We start from the raw sequence: 20953 nt of genomic DNA, 5'->3' as shown, positions 1-20953 counted from the left end.
GGCATCGGCCCGTATCCCCGTATCAAGGAGCCCCTGTGTCACACCGCACGTATCGCATCGGCCAGATCGTGCCTAGTTCCAACGTCACCATGGAGACCGAAGTACCGGCCATCCTGCGTGCCCGGCACACCGTCGCGCCCGAACGCTTCACCTTCCACTCCAGCCGCATGCGCATGACCCACGTGACACCCGAGCAGCTCAAGGCGATGGACGCAGACTCCGACCGCTGCGCCGTCGAGCTCTCCGATGCCCATGTCGACGTACTCGGCTACGCTTGCCTCGTCGCCATCATGAGCATGGGCCTGGGCTACCACCGCACATCCGAGGAGCGCCTCCACCGCCGTACCGTCGAGAACAAGGCACCCGCGCCGGTCGTCACCAGCGCCGGCGCCCTGGTCCACGGGCTCCACACCCTCGGCGCGAAGAAGATCGCCCTGATCGCCCCGTACATGCGGCCCCTCACCAGGACCGTCGTCGAGTACCTCACCCACGAGGGGATCGAGGTGCTCGACTACCGGGCACTGGAGATCCCCAACAATCTCGACGTCGCTGCGCACGACCCCGCCGAACTGCCCGGACTCGCACGCGCCCTGGACCACGCCGACGCCGACGCGGTCGTGCTCTCCGCCTGCGTACAGATGCCGTCCCTGGGCGCCGTCGAGGAAGCCGAGCAACTCCTGGGCAAGCCCGTGGTGTCCGCGGCGGTGTGCACCGCGCATCAGATGCTGCGCGCACTCGACCTCCCGGCCGTCGCCCCCGGAGCAGGCCACCTGCTGTCCGGTGCGTACGCCGAGGCGCCCCTGGCCCGGCAGGCGGCAAGCACGGGATGAGCAGCAGCCGACCACGCGGCGCCGCACGGCTGCTGGATAGGATCGCCACCGCACACGACGGAAGGCGATCATGTCGGACAGCCCCACCCGGCCCAGTTCATTGATCAATACAGTCTATGGAGCGTTCCTGCGCCGCCTCGGCGGATGGATCTCCATCGCCGACTTGATCACGCTGATGTCCGAACTGGACGTGGACAGCCAGGCGGTGCGTTCCGCGATGTCACGGCTGAAGAAGAAGGGGATCCTGGAGCCCGAGCGACGGGGAGCCACCGGCTACCGGCTCAGCCCGGCCGTCTACCCCGTCTTCGACGAGGGCGACCGGCGCATCTTCGGCAGCCTGGAGCCCGCGGACCTGACCGACGGCTGGGCGATGGCCGTCTTCTCGGTGCCGGAGTCCGAGCGCTCCTACCGCTACCAGCTGCGCACCCGGCTCACCTGGCTCGGTTTCGGGAACATGGCCCCCGGAGTGTGGCTGGCACCCGGTCGCCTTCTCGACGATGCCCGCAGCATGCTCGTCCGCCTCGGACTCAGCGACTACGTGCACCTGTTCGCCGCCGACTACGCCGCGTTCAGCGACCTGCGCTCCACTGTCAGTACCTGGTGGGACTTCCCGGCGATCCAGGCGCAGTACGCCGAGTTCACCGACGCGTACGGTCCGGTCGCCGAGCGGCTGTCGCGGCAGGGCGACCTCGACACCACCGAGGCATTCCGCCACTACGTGCCGATGCTGACGCAGTGGCGCCGCCTTCCGTATCTCGACCCCGGCCTGCCCACCGAACTACTGCCGGGGGACTGGAACGCGGTTGCCGCGCGCCAGGTGTTCCAGGAGCTGCATCACGTACTCGCCGAACCGAGCCTGCGACACGTACAGAACGTGACCGGCCTAGAGGTCCGCGAACCGTAGCCACCAGGCCCCCTGCACCGGGGCCGGTCACCGTGCGGCGCTGCCACCCGAATGGAAGAGGGATCGCGACAACTGGGTGGACTGCGCCCGGCAGAACGCCTCGCTCAGCTCGACCCGGTGGCTGTCCAGGCCCTTCGGCGGGTACGGGCACAGTTTCGAAGGCGCAGTCGTCCCGGCAGTTGGAGCCCGCCTGCGAGGCGGCCGTACGGACGACAGTACGACCGGGGTCGAGCGGGCCGCGGTCCCGGGTGAGGCACGGCGGCAAGTCCGGCCGTACCGTCTGCTGAAGACGCAGGAGCCGCTCATTGGGCCAGTCGCCCTGCTCAGGGAGATTGAGCAGCAGGAGGACGTCGCCGAGGAGCTGTTGCGCGCGCGGATGCAGGGAACTCCAGCCGGTGGAGGGCGGAATTCACAGGTGGTGCTTGCGCGCTTCGCCCCGTGGGGCCGTCTGCGAGCCCACATGAGCGGCGACGCCGGATTCGTCGATCCACAGGAACCGCTCCGGCTGCAGGGTCTTCATGCCCCATACGCAGAGCTCGGCGGCGTCCTCGACGAAGGGGTGCTGCGACTCGCGCGCACGCCACCTTCCGTCAGGGAGGGCGAGCCACTGACGTACCGGCGCACCGGTGGCGCCGGCCAGGAGGCCGATAGCCTGAGTCGCATGGATGAGATCGACGGGGTGGAGATCATCGTTTTCGCGGATGCCGAGGCGTTCGAGAGCTGGCTGGCCGAGCATTACACGCGCCACGAGGGTGTGTGGATCAAGATGGCCAAGAAGAAGTCCGGCATTCCGACGGTCACCAGCGACGAGCTGGTCGACATCGGGCTGTGCTACGGCTGGATCTCCGGGCAGCGGCGGTCATTCGACGACGCGTACTACCTGCAGAAGTACGTGCCACGTCGCCCCAAGAGCCTGTGGTCGCAGGTGAATGTGGACAAGGTTGCGATGCTGACGGCCACGGGGCGTATGCGCGAGCCCGGGCTGGCCGAGGTGCGCAGGGCGCAGGAGGACGGGCGATGGGCGCGGGCCTACGAGTCCCAGAAGACGGCGACGGTACCGGCCGACCTCGCGGCGGCGCTCGATGCGAACCCCGAGGCCAAGAAGACGTTCGAGGCGCTCGACAAGACCGGCCGTTACCTGGTGATCCTTCCGTTGCTCCAGGCGCTCACACCGGAGTCCAGGCAGGTTCGGCTCGAAAGAGCGCTGCACATGCTGGTGAGCGGTGAAAGGCCGGGATAAGCCGGTCATCGCGGCCTCGGCGACGTCTGTCCTCCGGGAACGTCCGGGGCTGGGGGGTAGTTGACCCCGGCTTACTCCCGGTCCGCCTTGCGCGGACGGGGCCGAGCCTAGGTGTGACAGTGGGCGTGGCATCATGATCACTTCTTTGGCATGATCATGATGAGGAGGAGCCGTGAGATCGGCTGTAAGGAAGTCCTCGGGGATGTTGGTCGGGAAGGCCGTACGGCCGGTGCTGGCGACGGCGCTGTCCGTCGCCGTACTGGCCGGTGCCGTGGCCTGCGGGCCCGATGGCGGCGGGAAGGACGACAAGGGCGCGCAGGACGCCGGGGCGAAGGCCGGCAGCGGGCAGGTCGTCCAGGCCGCCGGTACGGCGCCGAAGGCCCAGGAGGGCGGCGCAGTCAAGTTCGAGTTCGAGCAGGGCTGCAAGAAGGTCAAGGCGGCGCTCGAAGGGTTCCTGAAGAAGGGGCTCGACAGCATTGGCTGCTGGGACAGCGCGAAGCTGCCCGAGCCCGAGGTGAAGGCGGCCTCCGAGATCGCGTCGCTGGCGGGCCGGCAGTGCCGGGCCCAGCCGGGCCGCTGGTTCTATACGCGCACGGACGCCTGCGGCCGGGTGTCGCTCACGTACACTGTGATCGACATCAAGACGAAGCGGACGACCGGCAGGGCCGTGTTCACGGCGACGCAGGAGATCCAGCTCGATCCCAAGGAGCACAACGGCAAGACCTCCATCAAGGAGGGGCTGTGGCACACCGAGAACACGCTGCGGCTCGACGCCGCATCGGGCTCGGCGAAGGGGCTGCGGGCGTCGTGGAAGACCGCTTGCTCGGGCGGCGCGTGCGCGGCCGACAACGCGTGGTCGGGGTCGGTGCCGATCGGTAAGGGCCGGGTCCTCGACGGCGCCACCAGCCATGTGTGGAAGGGGGGCGTCCCGGTCCAGAGCTTCCGCGCGAAGAACACCGTGACCATCCTCGGCGCTGGCCAAGTCCTCATCTCCCCGGCCTGGTTCGCGCCGCCCATGAAGATCAGGTGCGACCGGACCTTCGGTGACTCCCGGTATCCGAGCGGCAAGAACGTCGGCTGTGTGTTCCCCCAGGCGGTGCCCACGATGAAACTGCCGCTGAGGAACGCCGGACAGGCCAATGTCGCCTGGTCGATGCGGAACCTCAAGGGCCACTGGGGCTGGCAGGGCAGGGGCAAGCCGCTGACCCGGCTTGCCGACGAGGACAAGTCGGACGCCAACCGCAACAAGATCTGCCACGACGGCACGTTCAAGGCCGACCCGCAGGTCCCCGACGACAGCTGCGACGAGTACCCGTTCGCCAAGACGCGGCAGAGCGGCGGGCAGCGGAAGCTTGCGGGCAAGGACTGCGCGGAGATCCGCCCCCACAAGGAGACCAGCGGTAGCCGCAAGGGCCAGTGGACCATCTACTACGTCAACAACGTGACCCCCACCAGTGAGTGCACCATCGGGCACGTGCCCAACCGGCAGAACGGCTCGGTCGGTGGCTCCCTGAGCGGCTTCTACCAGAAGCAACGGGTCATCGACGGCGAGAAGTTCTGGATCAGCGTCGGCTGATTCCGGGCGTGCGGGGCGGGGCGGTGCACGGCCGGCCCCGCCTCACTCGTCGTACGCCGGAAGCCTGGCCATCAGGCCGAAGGTGACCTGATGCGGGCTCAGCGCGACCCCGGTGCAGTCGTGCAGCAGCGCCAGGGCGCGCAGGTTCGGAGACAGCGTGCTCTCCGGGTCGAGGAAGCCTGCCCGGCCCATCTCCGGTACGAGCCGGTCGGGGTCCTCGCCCGGCTGCTCGTGCCGGAGTTCGGGCTGCCGTGTGTCGAACTTGGTGATCAGCTTTCCGTCCACCCAGTGCTCGACGAAGCCCAGCGAGTCGCCGTTGTAGCAGCCGATCAGCCGGGTGCCGCGCGATGCGGCCGCGAGACGCTCGTCGTCGAAGGCCCAGGTGCTCGCCGGCTCGAAGGCGAAGGCCCACTCCCCGGCGACGCCGCCGTGCAGCGCGCCGAAGTCCCAGTAGTTCTCCAGCGCCTCGTCGCGCAACGCCCCGACCTCGTCCGCGTCGTCCGGCTGCCGGATGCTCTCCGGCTCACCACCGATGCGTACGAGCACATCGCGGCCGGTCAGGCCCTGGACCAGGGTCAAGCTGTGCGCCATGTGCATCTCGCCGATCCAGGCCAGCGGATTGGTCATCGTGCGGTGTGCGTGAGGAAGTGCGACCAGGCGGCCGGGGTGACGGTCAGGTGGGGGACGTGGGGGTTCTTGGAGTCGCGGATGTGGACGTCGTGGGACTCGCAGAGGCACGTGGAGATCTCCACGCATTCGCCGCTTTTGCCGCTGCTGTACGTCGACTTCTTCCAGTCATAGGCGACTTCGAGGCGGTCGCCGCCCGAGCCGCCGCTGTAGCTCGACTTGAACCGGGCGAGTTCCTCAGCGGAGTTCATCGCTTCCCCAGCTTCCCTTCGATCAGCTCCAAGGACTTGCGTGGCGTGTTAGCCGCCACACGCATGATCCCATAGCGCTCAGCGAGCAGCCGGACCTCGGGGGCATCAGTGATCAGTCGAGGGTGCCCCTGTACCTCGGTGTAACCGACCTGGTGGCTGTGCCCCTTGGGAGCCAACGGTGCACGAGGTGCACTCGCTCAAGCGCCGCGCGGCTACCGCGACCCGGTCCGTTCCCATTCCGCCGCAGTTCGTGCGCATCCTCCTTACACACATCGAACGGTTCGGCGTGGCGCCTGACGGTCGGCTGTTCCGGAACCAGGCCGGCAACTACGTGGACGCAGCATGAATGTGCGCTCGGTACGAGCTGAGCTGCTGGACCGGCTGCATGAATCGCCGAGAGTCCGCCGTGCTTGGCCCCGGAGTCCTAGGGCCTGTCCGGCGGATCTTGCCGGACAGGCCCCTGGTCCCGAGGAGGGCTCAGCGCTTGAGCGTGAAGGTGAAGTCGCCGGAGAGCTTGCCGCTCAGGCGGACTGCCGAAACGAGTTTCCCCTCCGTGATCAGTCTCTCGACCTTGGCCCGCGAAAGACCGCAACCTTCAGCGATCAGTCGCACCGGCCGGACAGGGATCCGCGCCGCAAAGCGGACCGAGACGTCGATCACCTCGCGGTCCAGGTGATCCGATCCGCCGGTGTCGAGGCGCCAGGCGTTGTCCCAGTCGAGGGCGATGCGATTACGGCGCCGCACGACCGGATCCTGGAGCAGCTCAGCTGTCAGGCCAGGGTCGTTGTCATGCAGCCGGTCCAGCAGCTCAGGTCGTACGGAGCGCACATTCATCCGCTCCAGGACCGTGAGCTTTGCAGTTTCCCCGCAAGCGGTACAGAGCGCGAGGAGCCAGGCGTCGATGAGCTTGTGGTTTGCGTTGACGCGAAATTTACCGCTTGCCCGGAAGCGCTCGGACGCGCACGCGTGACAACGACGGAGAACGAGCGGCAGGCAGGTGGGCACGACCACCCAGTTTTCGAGCACAGAAGTACACCGGTTTCAGTGAGAAGTCCGCAGCAAAAAGGAGCGCGGCGCGCGCATGCGCGACGCGTGACGATTCAGCGCTCGGGAGGTCTCACAGGGTGTACAACGGCACGTCCTTGCCCAGACGACTTGGTTCGGCAGCACGGTAATGGCGCACAGCGGCGCTGCTCCACTGGTTTTCGAGCGCCTCACCGCCAGGTTCTGTCCGGCGGATCATGGACGGAGCCATAGCCGGATCGCGGAGACGGTGACGGTGCCGTGGAAGACGTAGGCCCGCTTGTCGTCCCTCGTGGCCACGGCCCGGAAGGTCTTGAGCCTGTTGATCGTCCGCTCGACCTCGCTCCTACGCCTGTAGATCGTCTTGTCGAAGCCGGCGGGCCGACCACCTTTGCTGCCCCGGCGCTTGCGGTTGGCCCGCTGGTCCTTCGGCTCGGGGATGGTGTGCTTGATGTGGCGTCTGCGCGGGTAGCGGCGGTTACGGCGGGAGCTGTACGCCTTGTCGCCGCCGAGGTGATCGGGGCGGGTGCGCGGATGCCCGCCGCCCAGGCGGGCGACGCGGATGCCTTCCATGACTGGAATGAGCTGCGGTGCGTCGCCCCACTGCCCTGGTGTGATCGCGAATGACAGCGGGCGACGCCCACCTTCACCGGCCAGATGGATCTTGCAGGTCAGTCCGCCCTGGGAGCGTCCGAGTCCCTCGTCGGGACGGTGCTGTCGGGGCGTGTTTCTTCTTCCCGGCACTCGCGGCGGTTTCTTGCGTGCTCCGGCGGCATGTTGGTGGGCGGGACAGGAGGTGGAATCCACGCTCGCCATGGACCAGTCGATGCGGCCTGCCGCGTCGGCGTCGGCTTGGACGGCCCGCAGGATCTTGTCCCACGTGCCGTTCGCCGACCAGCGTCTGTGTCGTTCGTAGACGGTCTTCCACTTGCCGAAACGTGCAGGCAGATCCCGCCATGGCACTCCGGTCCGCTTCCGGAAGAGGATCCCGTGGGTCACCCTGCGGTGGCTCTTCCAACACCCGCCCCGCTGGCCCGTCTTGGGCAAATGTGGTTTCAGCCGGGACCACTCGTCGTTCGTCAGATCTCCCGTCCCACGACGGGCGCAACGACCCCGGCCCGAACCAGTCACATGATCCGCCGGACAGGCCCTAGTGATCGGGTCACGGACAAGGGTCGCGACGACTCGGAAGGTCGCTGGGCCGAGTCGATACGGTCAGCGGGTGAATCGTGATGAGCTCGCTTCTGGTGGGTCTGAGACCGGTCGTGTGGACTGGCTGCACAGCTCGACGCTGAGATGGGTCGATCAGCCGGAGCAGGTAGATGCGGCGTTCGAGCGGGGCGAGGGGCTCGTTGGAGTGGCTGTGATCGCTCTGGTGCTCAACCACCCCGATCCGAAAGCGGTGTTGCCTGTTGTGGCCAGGGCGCTGGAGTCGCAGGACCAGGAGGTGCGGCGGCAGGGGGTCGTCGCGCTGGCGCACGTCGCGCGGCAGCATCACACGGTGGATCGGCGTTGTCTGGAACTTCTGCGTGCCTGTCCGCGCGGCAACGAGGCAGACGACGATCTGTGGTCGTTCGTGGCTCACCGGGAGTTGCCGCTCTGGCTGTGGCGTCATCATCTCGGTGAGCGGCTGGTCTGGCTACTGCGCGACCGGTAGCGATCTCGCTGCCTCCAGCGCCTCGGACCGTCCTTGAGTCTGGGGGAATGGTCCGGATCATGATCGATGCTGTTCCCCGGACCGGGTCATTGCTTGAACGGACCTTCGCCTCCTGCGCTGCTTGGTGGCCGGCTTCGAAGAACGTCACTCCTGGTTGGCCGCCGCTTGGCGCCATGAAGCGGTCGAAGCAGGACGCAACCATGTCGTGGCACGCATAAGGAACGCACTGAGTTGGCGGGCCGCTGCGTGAGGGCTTGTGGTGCGTATTGCCTGCAGGTCGGGCTTCTGTACTGGCGCGGGGAACCGCTGATGCCCACTCCATCGGCACGGACACCCATGCCGTCCTGGAGGAGCCCACGGTTCCGACGTCAACTGCATCCGGCCGCGGACAGCGAGACCGGCCACACAAGGCGCTGGCCTTTGTCCTTGAGCTGTGGCGGTCCCACCTGGCACAGGTCGTAGGGACCGTCCAGGGGTGTCCAGCCGATCCAGGATGGGAGCTTAAGGCCGGGTCAGGGCCCGCATGGTCCGGGGGAGTCCGCACCGTCGGTGAGATCTGTGTCAGAGCGCATGAGACGAGAAGCCCCGCCGGAATGCGCCCCCCATGCCCCCGGCGGGGCTTCTGCGTGCGGCGGGCTACTGGGCGTCGCCGGAGCGGACCAGTCGGACGAGCCGGGCGCCCGCATCGGGGGGTACATCCGCTGGCCGCGGACGGTGATGCTGTTGCGCATGATCCACGGATACGGCAGGCGAGGTCGGGGTCGCCGAGCATGCCGACGCCACCATCAGCACCACCGTGCCGTACTCCCGGACCGCCATCGCCGTGGCCCGTACCGGCGTCGTCCCGGCCGAGGGCGGGGAACAGGTCGAGGACCACGTCGATCGGGTCCAGCGCCGCCGCGCGCTCAGGCCCTGGGGCGCGGTGTCCGGGGTGAGTGCATCCGACGAGGGCGCCGGTCCGGACGGCAGGGACGGCGGCGAGGAGATCGTCATTGCGGTTCCGGCTCGGTGCTGCGAGAGCACCAGGAGCATCTCGGTGGCCGCGACGACCAGGCCGACGACCAGGCCGACGGCCGGGCCGAGCCACCAGCCGACTCGGGGCAATATCACCCTGATTACGGAACGTGCTCAGTGGTTACACCTTTCGGAAATACCTGTCGGCCCATCGGGGCAGGGAAGGGTCCGGGAACAGCGGGGTTCGGCCCGTAGAGGGAGGAGCGGCATGCTCATGGATACGGACGTCCGGCACGCGGTGGTGATTGGGGCGGGCATGGCGGGTCTTGCCGCCGCCCGTGTCCTGGCCGACAGTTGCGAGGTCGTCACCGTCATCGAACGCGACGCGCTTCCGAGTGCGTCCGCACCCAGGGCCGGGGTGCCGCAGGGACACCATGTCCATGGCCTTCTGGCCCTCGGTGCCGAGGTGTTCGAGGGGTACTTCCCCGGGCTGCGGGCCGAGCTGGAACAGGCCGGTGCGCCGGTGTGGGACTGGGGCGAAGGACTGTGTGCCGTGCTGCCCAACGGCACCCCACCGCCTACACCGATGGGCATGCCGATCCAGACTTTCTCCCGTCCTCTCCTGGAGCATGTTCTCCGCCAACGGGTGACGGCGCTGGAGCCCGTCACCCTACGGGGCGAACTGACCGTCACCGGTCTGCGCACGGCCACGCCTGGGAAGGTCACGGGGGTGCGCGTCAAGGACGGCGACGGCGAGGACGAGATCGCCGCGGACCTCGTGGTGGACGCCTCGGGCCGCTCCTCCTACCGCAAGCTCACCACTGGATACGTCCGCTGCGTACGCTGAACGCAGCGGTGTCCGGTTCTCGCCAGTCCGCGGTAAATGCCTGGACTGAGGACCTCCCCTGACGGGACACTTCCGACTTCCGAACCTCCGGGAGTGTGATGGGGACAACAGATACACGAGGGCCGACGCCGGGCAGGAGCGCGGTCGTTCTGGCACTGCGCCGCTACGGCCGGGAACTGCTGCGACTACGACGACTGGCCCTGCCCGCGCTGCTGCTGCCGGCCGTGGGCAACATCGGCATCCGCTACGTTGCCCCCCTACTCATCGCCAAACTGGTAGGACAGGCCGCCGACGACGGCGGTCTCACCCTCAGCTCGGCGCTGCCGTACGTGCTGGGCGTCGGCGTGACGCTGCTGCTCGCCGAGGCCGTATGGCGGGTCGGGCAGCACTGCCTGAACCGCGTGGACGCCCTCGGCATGGAACACCTGTACGTGAGCGGCATGGACGAACTCCTCGCCAAGGACGCGGCATTCTTCCACGACAGCTTCGCCGGCTCCTTGACCAAACGGGTGCTGAGCTTCGGCAAGCGCTTCGAGGACTTCGTCGACACGGTGACGTACCGGATCGTGGGCAGTCTCGTCCCCCTGGTGTTCGGTGCCGTGGTCCTGTGGAGCTACGAACCGATGCTTGTCGCCGGCCTTCTTGTGATGATCGTGCTGACCGTGGTAGCCGCGACACCTCTGATCCGTCGCCGGCAGAGGCTCGTCAACGACCGTGAGGCGGCGATCGCCCGGGTCTCCGGCCACGTCGCCGACAGCCTCATGAACATGGAGACCATCCGGGCGTTCGCGGCCGAGCGGCGGGAGGCCGACGAACACCGCAGCCGTGTCGCGGACTCCCGGCGCCTGACGCTGAGGTCGTGGGACTACGGCAATCTGCGCGTCGACACCCTGATCGCCCCCATGTCCGTGCTGACCAACGTGCTGGGCCTGTTGGTCGCCATCGCCTTCGGTGGCCCGGGCCAGGGAGTGGAGGAGGTCGTCGTCGCTTTCACCTACTACTCCAACGCGACCCAGATCATGTTCGAGTTCAACCAGATCTACCGGCGTCTGGAAAGCTCGATGACCGAGGCCGCGCAATTCACGGAGCTGCTGCTGGATCCGCCCACCGTGCTCGACCCGACGGAACCCGAACCGCTCGCTCCGCGGGACACAGGCATCCGCTTCGAGGCGGTGACCTTCGCCCACGCGGGCGCGAAGCCGATTTTCCAGGCACTCGACCTGGACGTGCCCGCAGGCGCACGGATCGGTCTGGTCGGCAGGTCCGGCGGCGGCAAGACCACACTCACCCGGCTCCTGCTGCGGATGTCGGACATCGATGACGGACGCATCCTGATCGGTGGTCAGGACATCAGCCGGCTGCGCCAGACCGACCTGCGCTCACTGATCGCCTACGTCCCGCAGGAACCCGCCATGTTCCACCGCAGCCTGCGGGACAACATCGCCTTCGCCCGGCCCAGCGCCACCGACGAGGAGATCCACGCCGCGGCCGCGGCCGCGCACGTCACGGAGTTCGCCGACCAACTCCCCGACGGCTTCGGCACTCTGGTGGGGGAGCGGGGAGTGAAACTCTCGGGCGGCCAGCGCCAGCGCGTCGCCCTCGCCAGGGCCATCCTGCGCGACGCCCCGATCCTGCTGCTCGACGAGGCGACCAGCGCGCTGGACTCGGAGAGCGAGCTCCTCGTCCAGGACGCCCTGTGGCGGTTGATGGACGGACGTACGGCCCTCGTGGTCGCCCACCGTCTGAGCACCGTCGCCGGCATGGACCGTCTCGTCGTCCTCGACCGCGGAAGCGTCGTCGAGCAGGGCACCCACGAGGAGCTGCTCGCGGCGAACGGTGCCTACGCCAAGCTGTGGCAGCACCAGTCGGGCGGCTTCCTCGGCGAGAGCACCGAGTCGGCCTCCGGACGCCCGGTCCCAGGAGCCGGTCCCAGCGGGCTGCCCGGACCGGCCGACCCGGCGCCGGACGGGGGCCGAAGGACGTCGTCGCACGCTCGTACGAGCACCGGGCCCACGTGACCGAGTCGGTTCCCGGACTCCTCGACCGCAGGCGGCGTCACGCTGATACGTCCGTCGCATGCGGCAAACCGCGAAGCGCCGGGGAGGCACAGCCGTGACCCCCGTCATAGGGGCAGTGTGAGAGCACCGGATTGTTGGTTAGGGTGACAAGTAGAGGCTGATCCCGATTCCCTTGGCCAAGGCGATGGCCAGGCTGGCGAGTTCGGGGCTGCACAGGCTTACGGCTCCTGCGGAGTCGTACAGGCCAGGAGCGGGTGTCCGCGGGGCAGCTATGGTCGCTCGAGGGTGGGTCGGACACGACGGGGGGCTCGCGTTGGATCGCCTGGCCGGAGCGGAGCTGGAAGTCGGCCCAGCCCAGTTCGTGCTCGACGGGTTTGTCATCTTGCTCGGTCCAGCCGCGCAGCCCGTACAGGCTGACGATCCCGGCCATGTCGGCGGGCGGCAGCGGGTAATCCCGCAACGCCCGACGCTGCGTACGGCAGACAACAAGGGCACTGCCGCAGGCCGACCGGACGCGGTGGGCGTGTGACCGGCTGCCGGCCGGCGCCCACGGTGCTGCCCCCGTCGCTGCGCGTGGGGCTCGGGCTGATCGCGGCCCTCGCCGCGCTGGTGGTCGTCGTGCTCGGGGTCCTGTATGCCGGCCACAGCCAGCCCGGCAGGGTGGACAGGTGGATCATCCAGCCGACGGCGGACAGTGTGCGGCCGCCGTGGCGGTACGTCGCTCTGGCCACGGACTTCTTGGGGGAGCCCGCCGGAGCGGCGATGCTGGTCGTGGCCGCCGTGACGGGCTGCCTGCTGCTTCGGCGTCCTGTCGCGGCGGCGCTCGTCGTTCTCGGTGTCGGCATGACCGTGGCCACGGCGACGCTGCTCAAGCGCCTGGTGGGACGCACCATCCACGGCGACGGCAACCTGTCCTATCCGAGCGGGCACACAGCCTTCCTCACCGCGCTCGCCCTCATCGTGGCGCTGCTCGCGACCGGCCGGCTCGGCCTCGGCAGGACGGCCGGCGCGTTACTCGTGCTCGCCGCGGCGTTGGTTGCCGGTGCCGCCATGGGCTGGGCGCAGGTCGCCCTGGGCGCGCATTACCCGACCGACGCCCTCGGCGGCTGGTGCACCGCGCTGGCGGTGGTACCGGCGACCGCGTGGCTGGTCGACTGGACTGCCGACCGGCGGGGCGACCGGATGGCCGACGCCGGTCGGCGGGAGGCCCGCTGACGACGCATCACGTCACGCCAGGCGGCGGAACACGGGCTTCACCGGCCGCCCGGCCAGCCAGGGGGTGGGGTCGGCGGCGTCCAGTGCCTTCCGGTACACCGCACATGCCTGGGCCACCACGTCGACGGTGCGGTCGATGTCGGCGTCGTCGTGCGCGCTGCTCACCACGAACGACGGGGCCAGCACTCCGCCCGCGAGGAGCCGGCGCAGGAACAGGGTGCGGTACTGCTGCGACGGCTGCCGGTTCTCGTCGAGGGTGGCGAAGACCAGGTTGCTGGCCCGGCCCCGGACGACGACGTGATCGCCGACGCCCATGCCGGCCGCGGCTGCGCGGACACCGGCGGCCAGTCGCTCGCCGAGGGCGTGCAGTTGCGCGGTGATGCCCTCCTCGACATAGGTGGTCTGCACGGCCATCGCGGCTGCCAGGGAGTGGGTCTCCGCACCGTGCGTGGTGGACAGCAGGAACACCCGGTCGCCGGAGTGACGCAGCCCGCCCCGTTCCATCAGGTCGCGGCGCCCGGCCAGCGCGGAGACGGCGAACCCGTTGCCCAGCGCCTTGCCGAACGTGGAGAGATCGGGGACGACGCCGTACAGGCCCTGGGCGCCCGCCTCGGACCATCGGAAGCCGGTGATCATCTCGTCGAAGATCAGTACGCAGCCGTGCCGGTCGGCCAGTTCGCGGAGGCCCGCGAGGTACCCGGGAGTGGGGTCTCCCCTGCTCGAACGAAGTTGAGAGCTAGGGGAAGGCTCGGCGTGCCCGGCGGGTTCGAGGATCAGGCAGGCGATCTCGTCCTGATACCGGGTGAGCAGTTCCTCCGTGGCGGCCAAGTCCCCGTACGGGAACGCCACGGTGAGCTCGGTGGTGGCCGCCGGAATGCCGGCGGACATCGGCGTCGTACCGATGAACCAGTCGTCGACGGAGAAGAACGGATGGTCGCCGCAGATGGCCACCCGCGGGCGCCCCGTGACGGCGCGGGCGAGGCGCACCGCGGCGGTGGTGGCATCGGAGCCGTTCTTCGCGAACTTCACCATCTCGGCGGTCGGCACCGTGGCCAGGAAGCGTTCCGCGGCCTCGACCTCCACGATGGAAGGCCGGACGAAGTTGCTGCCGCGGTCGAGTTCCCGCCGCACCGCCTCGAGCACGCGTGGGTGGGCGTGGCCGAGGCTGACCGAGCGCAGTCCGGACCCGTACTCGATGTAGCGGTTGCCGTCGATGTCCCACACGTGGGCACCGCGGCCGTGGCTGATGACCGGGGCCAGGTTCTCGGGGTACTGGTCGTCGCCCTTGGCGTACGTGTGCGCGCCCCCGGGGATCATGGCGTGCAGCCGCTCGTTCGCCTTCCGCGACCGGGGCAGGAGGAACTCTTCGGTGTCCACGCTGACTTCAGCTCTCTTTCTGCTTCAGGGCCTCGGCGAGGCTCGGCGCCTCCCGGTCCCGCTTGGACATCGATATGGCCGGCAGTGGCCAGGGGATGGCGAGTTCCGGGTCGTCGAAGGCGATCGTCACGTCTTCGGCCGGATTGTGCGGGCGGTCGATCTGATAGGAGATGTCTGCGGTCTCGGTCAGCGCTTGGAAACCGTGCGCGCACCCCGCCGGGATGTACAGGGTCACCTGCGTCTCGTCGGACAGGTCGAAGGAGGCCACGTTGCGGTAGGTCGGCGAGTCCGGCCGCAGGTCCACGACGACGTCGAAGATCCTCCCGTACGAGCACCGCACGAGCTTGGCCTCGCCGGCGCCGGAGCGCAGGTGCAGGCCGCGCAGCACGCCTCGCACCGAGCGGGACAGGCTGTGCTGGACGAAGGCGTTCGGGTCGAGGCCCACCGAGCGGACCACGTCGGCGTCGAAGGTGCGGCAGAAGAAGCCGCGCTCGTCGGCGTACGGCGTCGGCTCGAACAGGTACGCGCCGGCGATCGCCGGGACTTCGGTCGCTTTCATGGGGCCTCCTGGCGGGCGTGGGGTCGGGCATGGTCGGCCGCCGGGAACAGGGCCGCGGTCAAGGCGGTGAACTGGGACTCGAGTTGTCCGGTGGCGATCAGGTTCCGCTCGGCGAGGGTTCGCCGCAGCTCCGCCGATTGCTTCTCCAGCGCCCGGAACTGTTCGAGGAGTTGGTCGGCGTCGACCTCGCGGGCCGGGTGGCAGTACGCGGCGAGGCCCATCCGGTCCATGAGCGCGTCGCTCTTCGCCGCATAGCTGAGGGCGAGCGTCGGTGTGCCGACCTTCAGCGCGCAGATCAGGTTGTGGTACCGGGTCGCCACCACGGCGTCGGCAGCCGCCGTCTCCTTCATCAAGTCGGCAAGGGAGGCCGCCTCGGCAGCGGTGACCAGCGGCGAGTCCACCGCGTCGAGGATCGCGGCCACCACCGGCGCATCGCACGCGTCGCCGGTGAGCAGCCGGACCGGCCTGCCGTCCTCGACCAGAGCGCGGACGAATCGGGTCGTCCCGTCGAGGTAGCGCCGGTGGATCTGCTCGGCCCGGGCGCGGTCGTCGTTGCCGCCGTGGAAGTCCATGACGCCGACGCAGACCGGGCCCGGCGCGTCCGGCGGACCCGAGGGCGCTTCCCCAAGCTCTCCGACAAGCTCCGAGCAGGGGATACCCCATTCCGGCGGCGTCGGCAGGGCGAAGGCGAGGTCCGGGTAGACCTCGTCGCGCGCCGTGTCCACGCCCATCTTCCGCATAGCGTCGCGGGATTGGGTGTCCCGGTACGACCGGTATGCGGCAAGCCGTGCCGACCAGCGCACCAGGGCCCGGGTCGGCCGGTTGCCGATCGCGGCGGCGCCGACACCGACAAGCGCAACCCGGGTGCGCAGCAGCCGGCCGCTCGCGCAGAGCAGGAACAGCGAGTACGGGAAGCCCCACGGCCGCAGCGGCAGCGTGGCCTCAAGGACGCCCATACCCGGCACGATCACCACGTCGTGCCGGCGCACCCAGGCGGCGGTGCGGACGACGTCGACGAGTTTGCCCAGTCCCTTCCCCGCGATCGCGCCCGCCCGTGACGCGGTCCGGTACTCCCCGCGGTACCAGTGCAGCCGCATCGCGGGAATCCCGTACCGGGACGTGACGACCTCGGGTCCGCCGCACAGCGCGTCCACGAGCGCCTCCGGGTGGTCGGCGCGGAGGTAGCCGAGCACGGCCTCGAGCGACCCGTCGTTGCCGAGGTTGCCGGAGCCGAGCAGTCCGAACACCCCGACGCGCACCGGGGTTTCACTTCCGGACGTCATGCCTGCCTCCCTTCACGAGCATCACGAGCATCACGACCTGCACGACCTTCACGTCCGGCGACGAGGGCGTCGACGGAGACGCTGAGCAGGGCCGGGTCGACCGGGGCGCGGTCCTCGACCCGCTCGCCGGCGCCCGGCCGGACCCGGCTGGTCATCCATGCGGCCAGGTGCCGGTAGCACGCGCGCCGGTCGGCGGGGGACAACGGCGCCCGCCGGATCGCCGAGGCGAAGCCCCAGAGGTACTCGGCGAGCAGCCGGGGCGTCGGGTGCAGCAGGCCTGCCCGGCGTGGGTCGAGGTTGACGCACCGGGAGCGCTTGCTCGGGTTCGCCCGCTCGGCGCGGGTGGGGTGGTCGCGGCGGAAGTACAGCAGCTCCGGCACCTGGTGGAAGGGCCCGTGCAGGGTGATCTCGGCGACGAAGGTGCGGTCCGCGTGGTGGTAGCTGTCGTGCGGCTTCACCCGGCGCAGCACGTCGGCCCGCATCACCCCGTAGAAGTCGTCGCCGCCGGGCTCGAACAGCAGACTGCGGAAGCGCTCGGGCGCGTGGGGCGAGTCGGTGGCGAGCGTGTACGCGTACGGGACCTTCACCTGGCCGTCGCCGTCGATGACCGCCTGGTCGGAGTGTGCGAGGATCACGCCGGGCCGCTCGTCCAGCGCCTCCACGCAGCGCCGCAGCAGGTCCCGGGCGTACAGGTCGTCGTGCGAGGCCCACTTGAACAGCTCGCCGCGGCACTCGGTGAACACGTAGTTGTGGTTCGGTGCGGCGCCGATGTTCCGGGGCAGTCGTATGTACCGGATGCGCGAGTCCTGCGCGGCGTACTTGCCGCAGATGTCCTGAGTCCCGTCGGTCGAGGCGTTGTCGGAGATGACCAGCTCGAAGTCCTCGTAGGTCTGGCCGAGCAGGGCGTCGAGCGCCTCGGCCAGGTACTCCTCGCCGTTGTAGACGGGCAGGCCGATGCTCAGCCGGGGATGGGCGGTCATGGCGTCCTCACTTCGCGGTTGGGGTTCTGGTGGCGCTCGCGCAGGGCGGACCGCAGCTGCAGCCACCACACGGCCGAGCTGCTCAACGTCGCGGCGGCGACGCCCCAGGCCGAGCCGACCGTGCCGGCCACGGCCGCCCCGCCGAGCCCGCCGATGACGTAACAGGCGGAGGCGAACAGCTGGCTGCGCAGGCTGCGCCGGGCCGCGGCGAGCGCGCGCAGTCCGGCCGCCGCGCCGGTGCCGAGGCCGGCGCCCGCGACGCCGAGCGTGGCCGGCACGATGAGCTCCGAGGCGGCGCGCCAGACGTCGCCGAGTACGAACTCGCCGGCCCGGTCCGGCATCAGCAGCAGCGCCGCGCCCCAGAGCAGCGCGGCGGCGGCCTGCCCGCCGCCCAGCACGAGGCAGAACTTGCCGAGGCGGTGCGGGGCCTGCCGCAGCACCCGTGCCGCCTCCGCGACGGTGACCAGCGACAGCCCCATCAGCACAGCGAGGAACGGGCCGAGCAGGAGCTCGGCGCCCCGGACCACACCCACCGCGCTGACTCCGACGATCGCGCCGAGCCCGTACGCCCGCAGCTGGCTCGCGCCGCTGGTGCTGACGTTCTCGACCAGGTATCGGTAGCCGAGGTCGCGGTGCTCGCGAATCCACTCGCGCGCTCCGGTCAGCTGGGGCCGGATGCCGGACTGGAGGCAGCCGTACACCGCGGCCACCGCGGCGGACGCGCCCCAGGCGAGCACGAAAGCGGCCACGCTGCCCACGCGGGCCGCCACCACCATGGCCGGGACGAGCGTGACGCCCCACACGAGGTCGTTGACGAATGCCTTCCGCCCGGTGCCGGCGGCGAAGAACGCGTACCGCCAGGCGTCCTGCAGCAGCAGCCCCGGCAGGATGACGCCGAGGCAGGCGAACGCGGGCCCCACTGGGCCGCCGACAGCAAGCCCGACCACCAGACACACCGCGCCGATGGTGGCACCGACGCCGAGCGCGGTACCCGACGACCGGGCCACCGCCCCGCGCCAGGACGTGTCCGACCCGCCGCTGAAGCGCACCACGAGGGGGTCGGTGGCCACCCCGCGGGAGACGCTGAGCACTACGCCGTAGGTCACCCAGGCCAGGCTGAACACGCCGAACGCGGCCAGCCCCAGCGAACGTGCGACGTAGATCCCCACCGCGAAGTTGGTCATGCTGGAGGCCGCCTGGTCGGCCAGTCCCCAGGACAGCCGGCCGACGATGGCCCGCCTGGCGGTCGGCCGGGCGTGTCTGGCCCCGGCCGCCGAGGGCGTCGGCTTCTCCCTCCCGGTGGTCATGGGCGTCATGCCTTGATCAGCCCGGCGCCGTGCAGGGCGTCGGCCGCGACGGCGACGGCGCTGAACGGCAGCCCGGACCGCTCGGCGACGTCCAGCAGACTGTGCTCGCCGTCGGAGAGGCTGAGCACCCAGAGCATGGCCATCTGAGCCTGCTTCGCGTCGCTGCGGCCGCCGAGTGAGTCGTACAACCCTCGTCGGCCCAGCTGTGGCTCGCCGTAGGGGCTGAGGTTGACGTACTGCCGGTTGCGGTCGAGGACGGCGAATGCCTCGCGGCAGACTGCAAGGGTGTCCGCCATCGCCTCCGGGGTGACGAAGTCCGGGTTGTCCGCCGAGGTGTGGTACTCGGGGTAGCCGGCGTACGGGGTCCGGCTGAGCGAGCCCACGCCGAGGTCGAACCCGGGCGAGCAGAACTGCCGCTCGTCGTAGCCGTACGGAGTGAACTCGTTGATGCTGTGCGGGCGTTCGGAGGCGGCAAGCACGTGCCGCATCACCCGGTCGATCTCCGCGTCGCCGCGTCTGCTCTGCTTGTACGTCAGTTGACCCGAGTCGCCGGCGCAGGCCAGCACGAGCCCGTGCTTGACCTGGTCGATCCGCTCCGCGTTGCGGGCCAGCCAGGTGATCGCCCCGATGGTGCCGGGTGCGTAGATGAACCGGTAGGTGTAGTACGGCGTTTCCTGTGCCAGCGCCCGGGCCAGGAACGTCGCCACCGCGATGCCGGCCAGGTTGTCGTTGGCCAGCGACGGGTGGCAGACGTGGCAGGAGACGATCACCTCGTCGGGGACCTGCCCGGGGACCACGTGCTCGGCGTAGGTGAGGTGGCCGTCTGCGAGTGTGGAGTCGATGCGCACCTCGTACTCGCCGTCCGGCAGCGCTTCCAGGGTCTCCTGGGCCAGGCAGAACCCCCATTCCGGCTTGTAGTAGCTGGTGCGGTACGGCACCCAACTCGGGTGGTCCGGCAGGGTGTGCAGGTGCGCGCGCAGCTCGGCCAGCGGCATGGTCGCCGACACCGGCACGCTGTAGCCGAGCACGTGCAGGCTGGACGCGGCGAAGTCGACGACCCGGTTGCCTGTGGTGTCGGCGATGTACGCGTCCCGGATGTTCCACTCCTGCGGCACCGTCCAGTCGAGCGCTTGCGTCCCGGTCGGCACCTCGTGCACCTGCAGCGGAACGTACTCGCCGACGATCTCCAGGGTGGCGCGCACACCGTCGCCGGTGATGCTCCGGCACAGCGGGTACAGCCGCTCCACCAGTGCGTGCATCTCCTCACCGACAGCGGTCATCGGCGCCACCGCAGGGTGTCGTCGACGGCGCCGGCGTCGGACGCCTCGCGCAGCACGGCAAGCCGGGTGAAGCGCTGCTCGAAGTCCTCCCGGGTCAGCCCGAACTTCCGGTAGGCGTCGGCGAGTTCGAGTGCGCCCCGCTTCACCGTCCACTCGCAGTCGAAGCCGGGTATCGCGGCGCGGAACCGGGAGAAGTCCACCCGGTACGACCGCGGATCGGCACCGGTCTCCCCGGTGATCACCACCTTCGCGCCGGACACCGCCTCGGCGACCTGCTCGGCGATCTCGGCGACCGTGACGTTGTTGGTCTCGCTGCCGATGTTGAACGCCCGGTCGTGCACCGCTTCGCGCGGCGCGGTCAGTGCGGCCGTGAAGGCCCGGGCGATGTCGGCGGCGTGCACCAGCGGGCGCCAGGGGGTGCCGTCGGAGAGCACGAGGACCTCGCCGGACAGGAGCGCGTGGCCCACCAGGTTGTTCAGCACGATGTCGGCGCGCAGCCGGGGCGAGTAGCCGAAGGCGGTGGCGTTGCGCATGAACACCGGGGTGAAGTCGCCGTCGGCCAGCGCGTGCAGGTCGTCCTCCACCCGCACCTTGGACTCCGCGTACGGCGTGACCGGGCGCAGCGGGGCGTCCTCGCTCACCAGGTCGCCGCCGCCGGCGGCGCCGTAGACGGAGCAGGTCGACGCGTACAGGAAGCGCCGCACTCCGGCGTCGCGGGCCAGCCGGGCCAGCCGTACGGAGGCGTGGTGGTTGATGTCGTAGGTGAGGTCCGGCGCCAGCGATCCCAGCGGGTCATTGGAGAGTGCGGCCAGGTGGATCACGGCGTCCACCCCGGCCACGTGTTCGGCCGTGACGTCGCGCAGGTCCACCCGATGCCCCTGCGGGTCGGCGGGCGACGGGCCGAGGACGCAGTCGGCGAACAGGCCGGCGTCGAGGCCGACGACCTCGTGCCCGGCGGCCGCGAGGACCGGGGCCATCACGGTGCCCAGATAGCCCTGGTGTCCGGTCAGTAGTACGCGCAAGGT

Annotated in this window: 20 protein-coding genes; 8 read left to right on the top strand and 12 right to left on the bottom strand. The window is 69.8% G+C overall.

The annotated features are described in order from the left end of the window. The first annotated feature begins 89 nt into the window (after positions 1 to 89). The 4 genes from J7I98_RS26315 to J7I98_RS26300 all read left to right on the top strand — a co-directional run bounded on the left by J7I98_RS26315 (position 90) and on the right by J7I98_RS26300 (position 4550). Positions 90 to 830: an Asp/Glu racemase gene (locus tag J7I98_RS26315; protein ID WP_214926884.1), complete on the top strand. Its 741-nt coding sequence runs from the start codon at positions 90 to 92 to the stop codon at positions 828 to 830. 70 nt (positions 831 to 900) lie between these two features. Then, entirely contained in the window at positions 901 to 1734 is an 834-nt protein-coding gene (locus J7I98_RS26310; RefSeq protein WP_214926730.1) for a PaaX family transcriptional regulator C-terminal domain-containing protein, read from the top strand. 661 nt (positions 1735 to 2395) lie between these two features. Next, complete coding sequence (locus J7I98_RS26305; protein ID WP_214926728.1) at positions 2396 to 2974, top strand: YdeI family protein; 579 nt, start codon at positions 2396 to 2398, stop codon at positions 2972 to 2974. Positions 2975 to 3176: 202 nt separating this feature from the next. Further along, complete coding sequence (locus tag J7I98_RS26300; protein WP_214926726.1) at positions 3177 to 4550, top strand: hypothetical protein; 1374 nt, start codon at positions 3177 to 3179, stop codon at positions 4548 to 4550. Positions 4551 to 4592: 42 nt separating this feature from the next. Here the strand turns inward: J7I98_RS26300 and J7I98_RS26295 are convergent, their stop codons facing one another. The 4 genes from J7I98_RS26295 to J7I98_RS26280 form a co-directional block, all read right to left on the bottom strand. Next, positions 4593 to 5177: a DUF6461 domain-containing protein gene (locus tag J7I98_RS26295; RefSeq protein WP_214926723.1), complete on the bottom strand. Its 585-nt coding sequence runs from the start codon at positions 5175 to 5177 to the stop codon at positions 4593 to 4595. Beyond that, positions 5174 to 5428, bottom strand: a complete 255-nt coding sequence (locus J7I98_RS26290; protein ID WP_214926717.1) for a DUF397 domain-containing protein — start codon at positions 5426 to 5428, stop codon at positions 5174 to 5176. The genes J7I98_RS26295 and J7I98_RS26290 overlap by 4 nt, the downstream gene beginning before the upstream one ends. Positions 5429 to 5905: 477 nt before the next feature. Further along, positions 5906 to 6454 carry a DUF1062 domain-containing protein gene (locus J7I98_RS26285; RefSeq protein ID WP_214926710.1) on the bottom strand — a complete coding sequence of 183 codons (549 nt, stop codon included), beginning with the start codon at positions 6452 to 6454 and terminating at the stop codon, positions 5906 to 5908. Between the two features lie 213 nt (positions 6455 to 6667). After that, positions 6668 to 7582, bottom strand: a complete 915-nt coding sequence (locus J7I98_RS26280; protein WP_214926709.1) for an IS5 family transposase — start codon at positions 7580 to 7582, stop codon at positions 6668 to 6670. A gap of 91 nt (positions 7583 to 7673) precedes the next feature. Here J7I98_RS26280 and J7I98_RS26275 point away from each other — a divergent pair, with 91 nt between their 5' ends. Beyond that, on the top strand, positions 7674 to 8108 hold the full coding sequence (locus J7I98_RS26275; RefSeq protein ID WP_214926706.1) for a hypothetical protein: 435 nt from the start codon (positions 7674 to 7676) through the stop codon (positions 8106 to 8108). A gap of 636 nt (positions 8109 to 8744) precedes the next feature. Here J7I98_RS26275 and J7I98_RS42640 read toward each other — a convergent pair. Next, a complete protein-coding gene (locus J7I98_RS42640; protein WP_308377940.1) occupies positions 8745 to 9218 on the bottom strand; it encodes a hypothetical protein in 474 nt (157 codons plus the stop codon). A gap of 118 nt (positions 9219 to 9336) precedes the next feature. Between J7I98_RS42640 and J7I98_RS26265 the strand changes: the two genes are divergently transcribed. From J7I98_RS26265 to J7I98_RS26255, 3 genes are all read left to right on the top strand, one after another. Next, on the top strand, positions 9337 to 9909 hold the full coding sequence (locus J7I98_RS26265) for an NAD(P)/FAD-dependent oxidoreductase (protein WP_214926703.1): 573 nt from the start codon (positions 9337 to 9339) through the stop codon (positions 9907 to 9909). Between the two features lie 98 nt (positions 9910 to 10007). Beyond that, entirely contained in the window at positions 10008 to 11927 is a 1920-nt protein-coding gene (locus tag J7I98_RS26260) for an ABC transporter ATP-binding protein (protein ID WP_214926701.1), read from the top strand. A 525-nt stretch (positions 11928 to 12452) separates the two neighbouring features. Further along, positions 12453 to 13142, top strand: coding sequence for a phosphatase PAP2 family protein (locus tag J7I98_RS26255; protein WP_214926699.1), 690 nt, complete (start codon positions 12453 to 12455; stop codon positions 13140 to 13142). Positions 13143 to 13154: 12 nt separating this feature from the next. Here J7I98_RS26255 and J7I98_RS26250 read toward each other — a convergent pair whose 3' ends face one another. The 7 genes from J7I98_RS26250 to J7I98_RS26220 are packed head-to-tail and all read right to left on the bottom strand — an operon-like array spanning position 13155 to position 20950. Beyond that, positions 13155 to 14519: a glutamate-1-semialdehyde 2,1-aminomutase gene (locus J7I98_RS26250; RefSeq protein WP_214926691.1), complete on the bottom strand. Its 1365-nt coding sequence runs from the start codon at positions 14517 to 14519 to the stop codon at positions 13155 to 13157. Positions 14520 to 14526: 7 nt separating this feature from the next. Continuing rightward, on the bottom strand, positions 14527 to 15078 hold the full coding sequence (gene rfbC, locus J7I98_RS26245) for a dTDP-4-dehydrorhamnose 3,5-epimerase (protein ID WP_214926689.1): 552 nt from the start codon (positions 15076 to 15078) through the stop codon (positions 14527 to 14529). After that, positions 15075 to 16361, bottom strand: a complete 1287-nt coding sequence (locus J7I98_RS26240; protein WP_214926687.1) for a polysaccharide pyruvyl transferase family protein — start codon at positions 16359 to 16361, stop codon at positions 15075 to 15077. Before J7I98_RS26240 ends, rfbC begins: the two co-directional genes overlap by 4 nt. Then, positions 16358 to 17341, bottom strand: a complete 984-nt coding sequence (locus tag J7I98_RS26235) for a glycosyltransferase family 2 protein (RefSeq protein WP_214926681.1) — start codon at positions 17339 to 17341, stop codon at positions 16358 to 16360. Before J7I98_RS26235 ends, J7I98_RS26240 begins: the two co-directional genes overlap by 4 nt. Further along, positions 17338 to 18657 carry a hypothetical protein gene (locus J7I98_RS26230; RefSeq protein ID WP_214926680.1) on the bottom strand — a complete coding sequence of 440 codons (1320 nt, stop codon included), beginning with the start codon at positions 18655 to 18657 and terminating at the stop codon, positions 17338 to 17340. The genes J7I98_RS26235 and J7I98_RS26230 overlap by 4 nt, the downstream gene beginning before the upstream one ends. Further along, positions 18654 to 19937 (bottom strand): DUF4910 domain-containing protein, encoded by a 1284-nt coding sequence (locus J7I98_RS26225; protein ID WP_214926678.1) that lies wholly within the window; start codon positions 19935 to 19937, stop codon positions 18654 to 18656. Before J7I98_RS26225 ends, J7I98_RS26230 begins: the two co-directional genes overlap by 4 nt. After that, complete coding sequence (locus tag J7I98_RS26220; RefSeq protein ID WP_214926676.1) at positions 19925 to 20950, bottom strand: NAD(P)-dependent oxidoreductase; 1026 nt, start codon at positions 20948 to 20950, stop codon at positions 19925 to 19927. The genes J7I98_RS26225 and J7I98_RS26220 overlap by 13 nt, the downstream gene beginning before the upstream one ends. Between the last annotated feature and the right edge of the window lie 3 nt (positions 20951 to 20953).

This window comes from Streptomyces sp. ISL-98 (genome assembly GCF_018614055.1).
GTDB lineage: Bacteria > Actinomycetota > Actinomycetes > Streptomycetales > Streptomycetaceae > Streptomyces > Streptomyces spiramyceticus.
The sequence above is the reverse complement of the archived record's forward strand: the minus strand, read 5'-3'. Positions and strand labels throughout refer to the sequence as shown.

Coding starts and splice junctions, on each gene's coding strand:
- J7I98_RS26315 (WP_214926884.1), top strand. CDS start 90: ATGGAGACCGAAGTACCGGCCATCCTGCGTGCCCGGCACACCGTCGCG.
- J7I98_RS26310 (WP_214926730.1), top strand. CDS start 901: ATGTCGGACAGCCCCACCCGGCCCAGTTCATTGATCAATACAGTCTAT.
- J7I98_RS26305 (WP_214926728.1), top strand. CDS start 2,396: ATGGATGAGATCGACGGGGTGGAGATCATCGTTTTCGCGGATGCCGAG.
- J7I98_RS26300 (WP_214926726.1), top strand. CDS start 3,177: ATGTTGGTCGGGAAGGCCGTACGGCCGGTGCTGGCGACGGCGCTGTCC.
- J7I98_RS26295 (WP_214926723.1), bottom strand. CDS start 5,177: ATGACCAATCCGCTGGCCTGGATCGGCGAGATGCACATGGCGCACAGC.
- J7I98_RS26290 (WP_214926717.1), bottom strand. CDS start 5,428: ATGAACTCCGCTGAGGAACTCGCCCGGTTCAAGTCGAGCTACAGCGGC.
- J7I98_RS26265 (WP_214926703.1), top strand. CDS start 9,337: ATGGATACGGACGTCCGGCACGCGGTGGTGATTGGGGCGGGCATGGCG.
- J7I98_RS26260 (WP_214926701.1), top strand. CDS start 10,008: ATGGGGACAACAGATACACGAGGGCCGACGCCGGGCAGGAGCGCGGTC.
- rfbC (WP_214926689.1), bottom strand. CDS start 15,078: ATGAAAGCGACCGAAGTCCCGGCGATCGCCGGCGCGTACCTGTTCGAG.
- J7I98_RS26240 (WP_214926687.1), bottom strand. CDS start 16,361: ATGACGTCCGGAAGTGAAACCCCGGTGCGCGTCGGGGTGTTCGGACTG.
- J7I98_RS26235 (WP_214926681.1), bottom strand. CDS start 17,341: ATGACCGCCCATCCCCGGCTGAGCATCGGCCTGCCCGTCTACAACGGC.
- J7I98_RS26230 (WP_214926680.1), bottom strand. CDS start 18,657: ATGACGCCCATGACCACCGGGAGGGAGAAGCCGACGCCCTCGGCGGCC.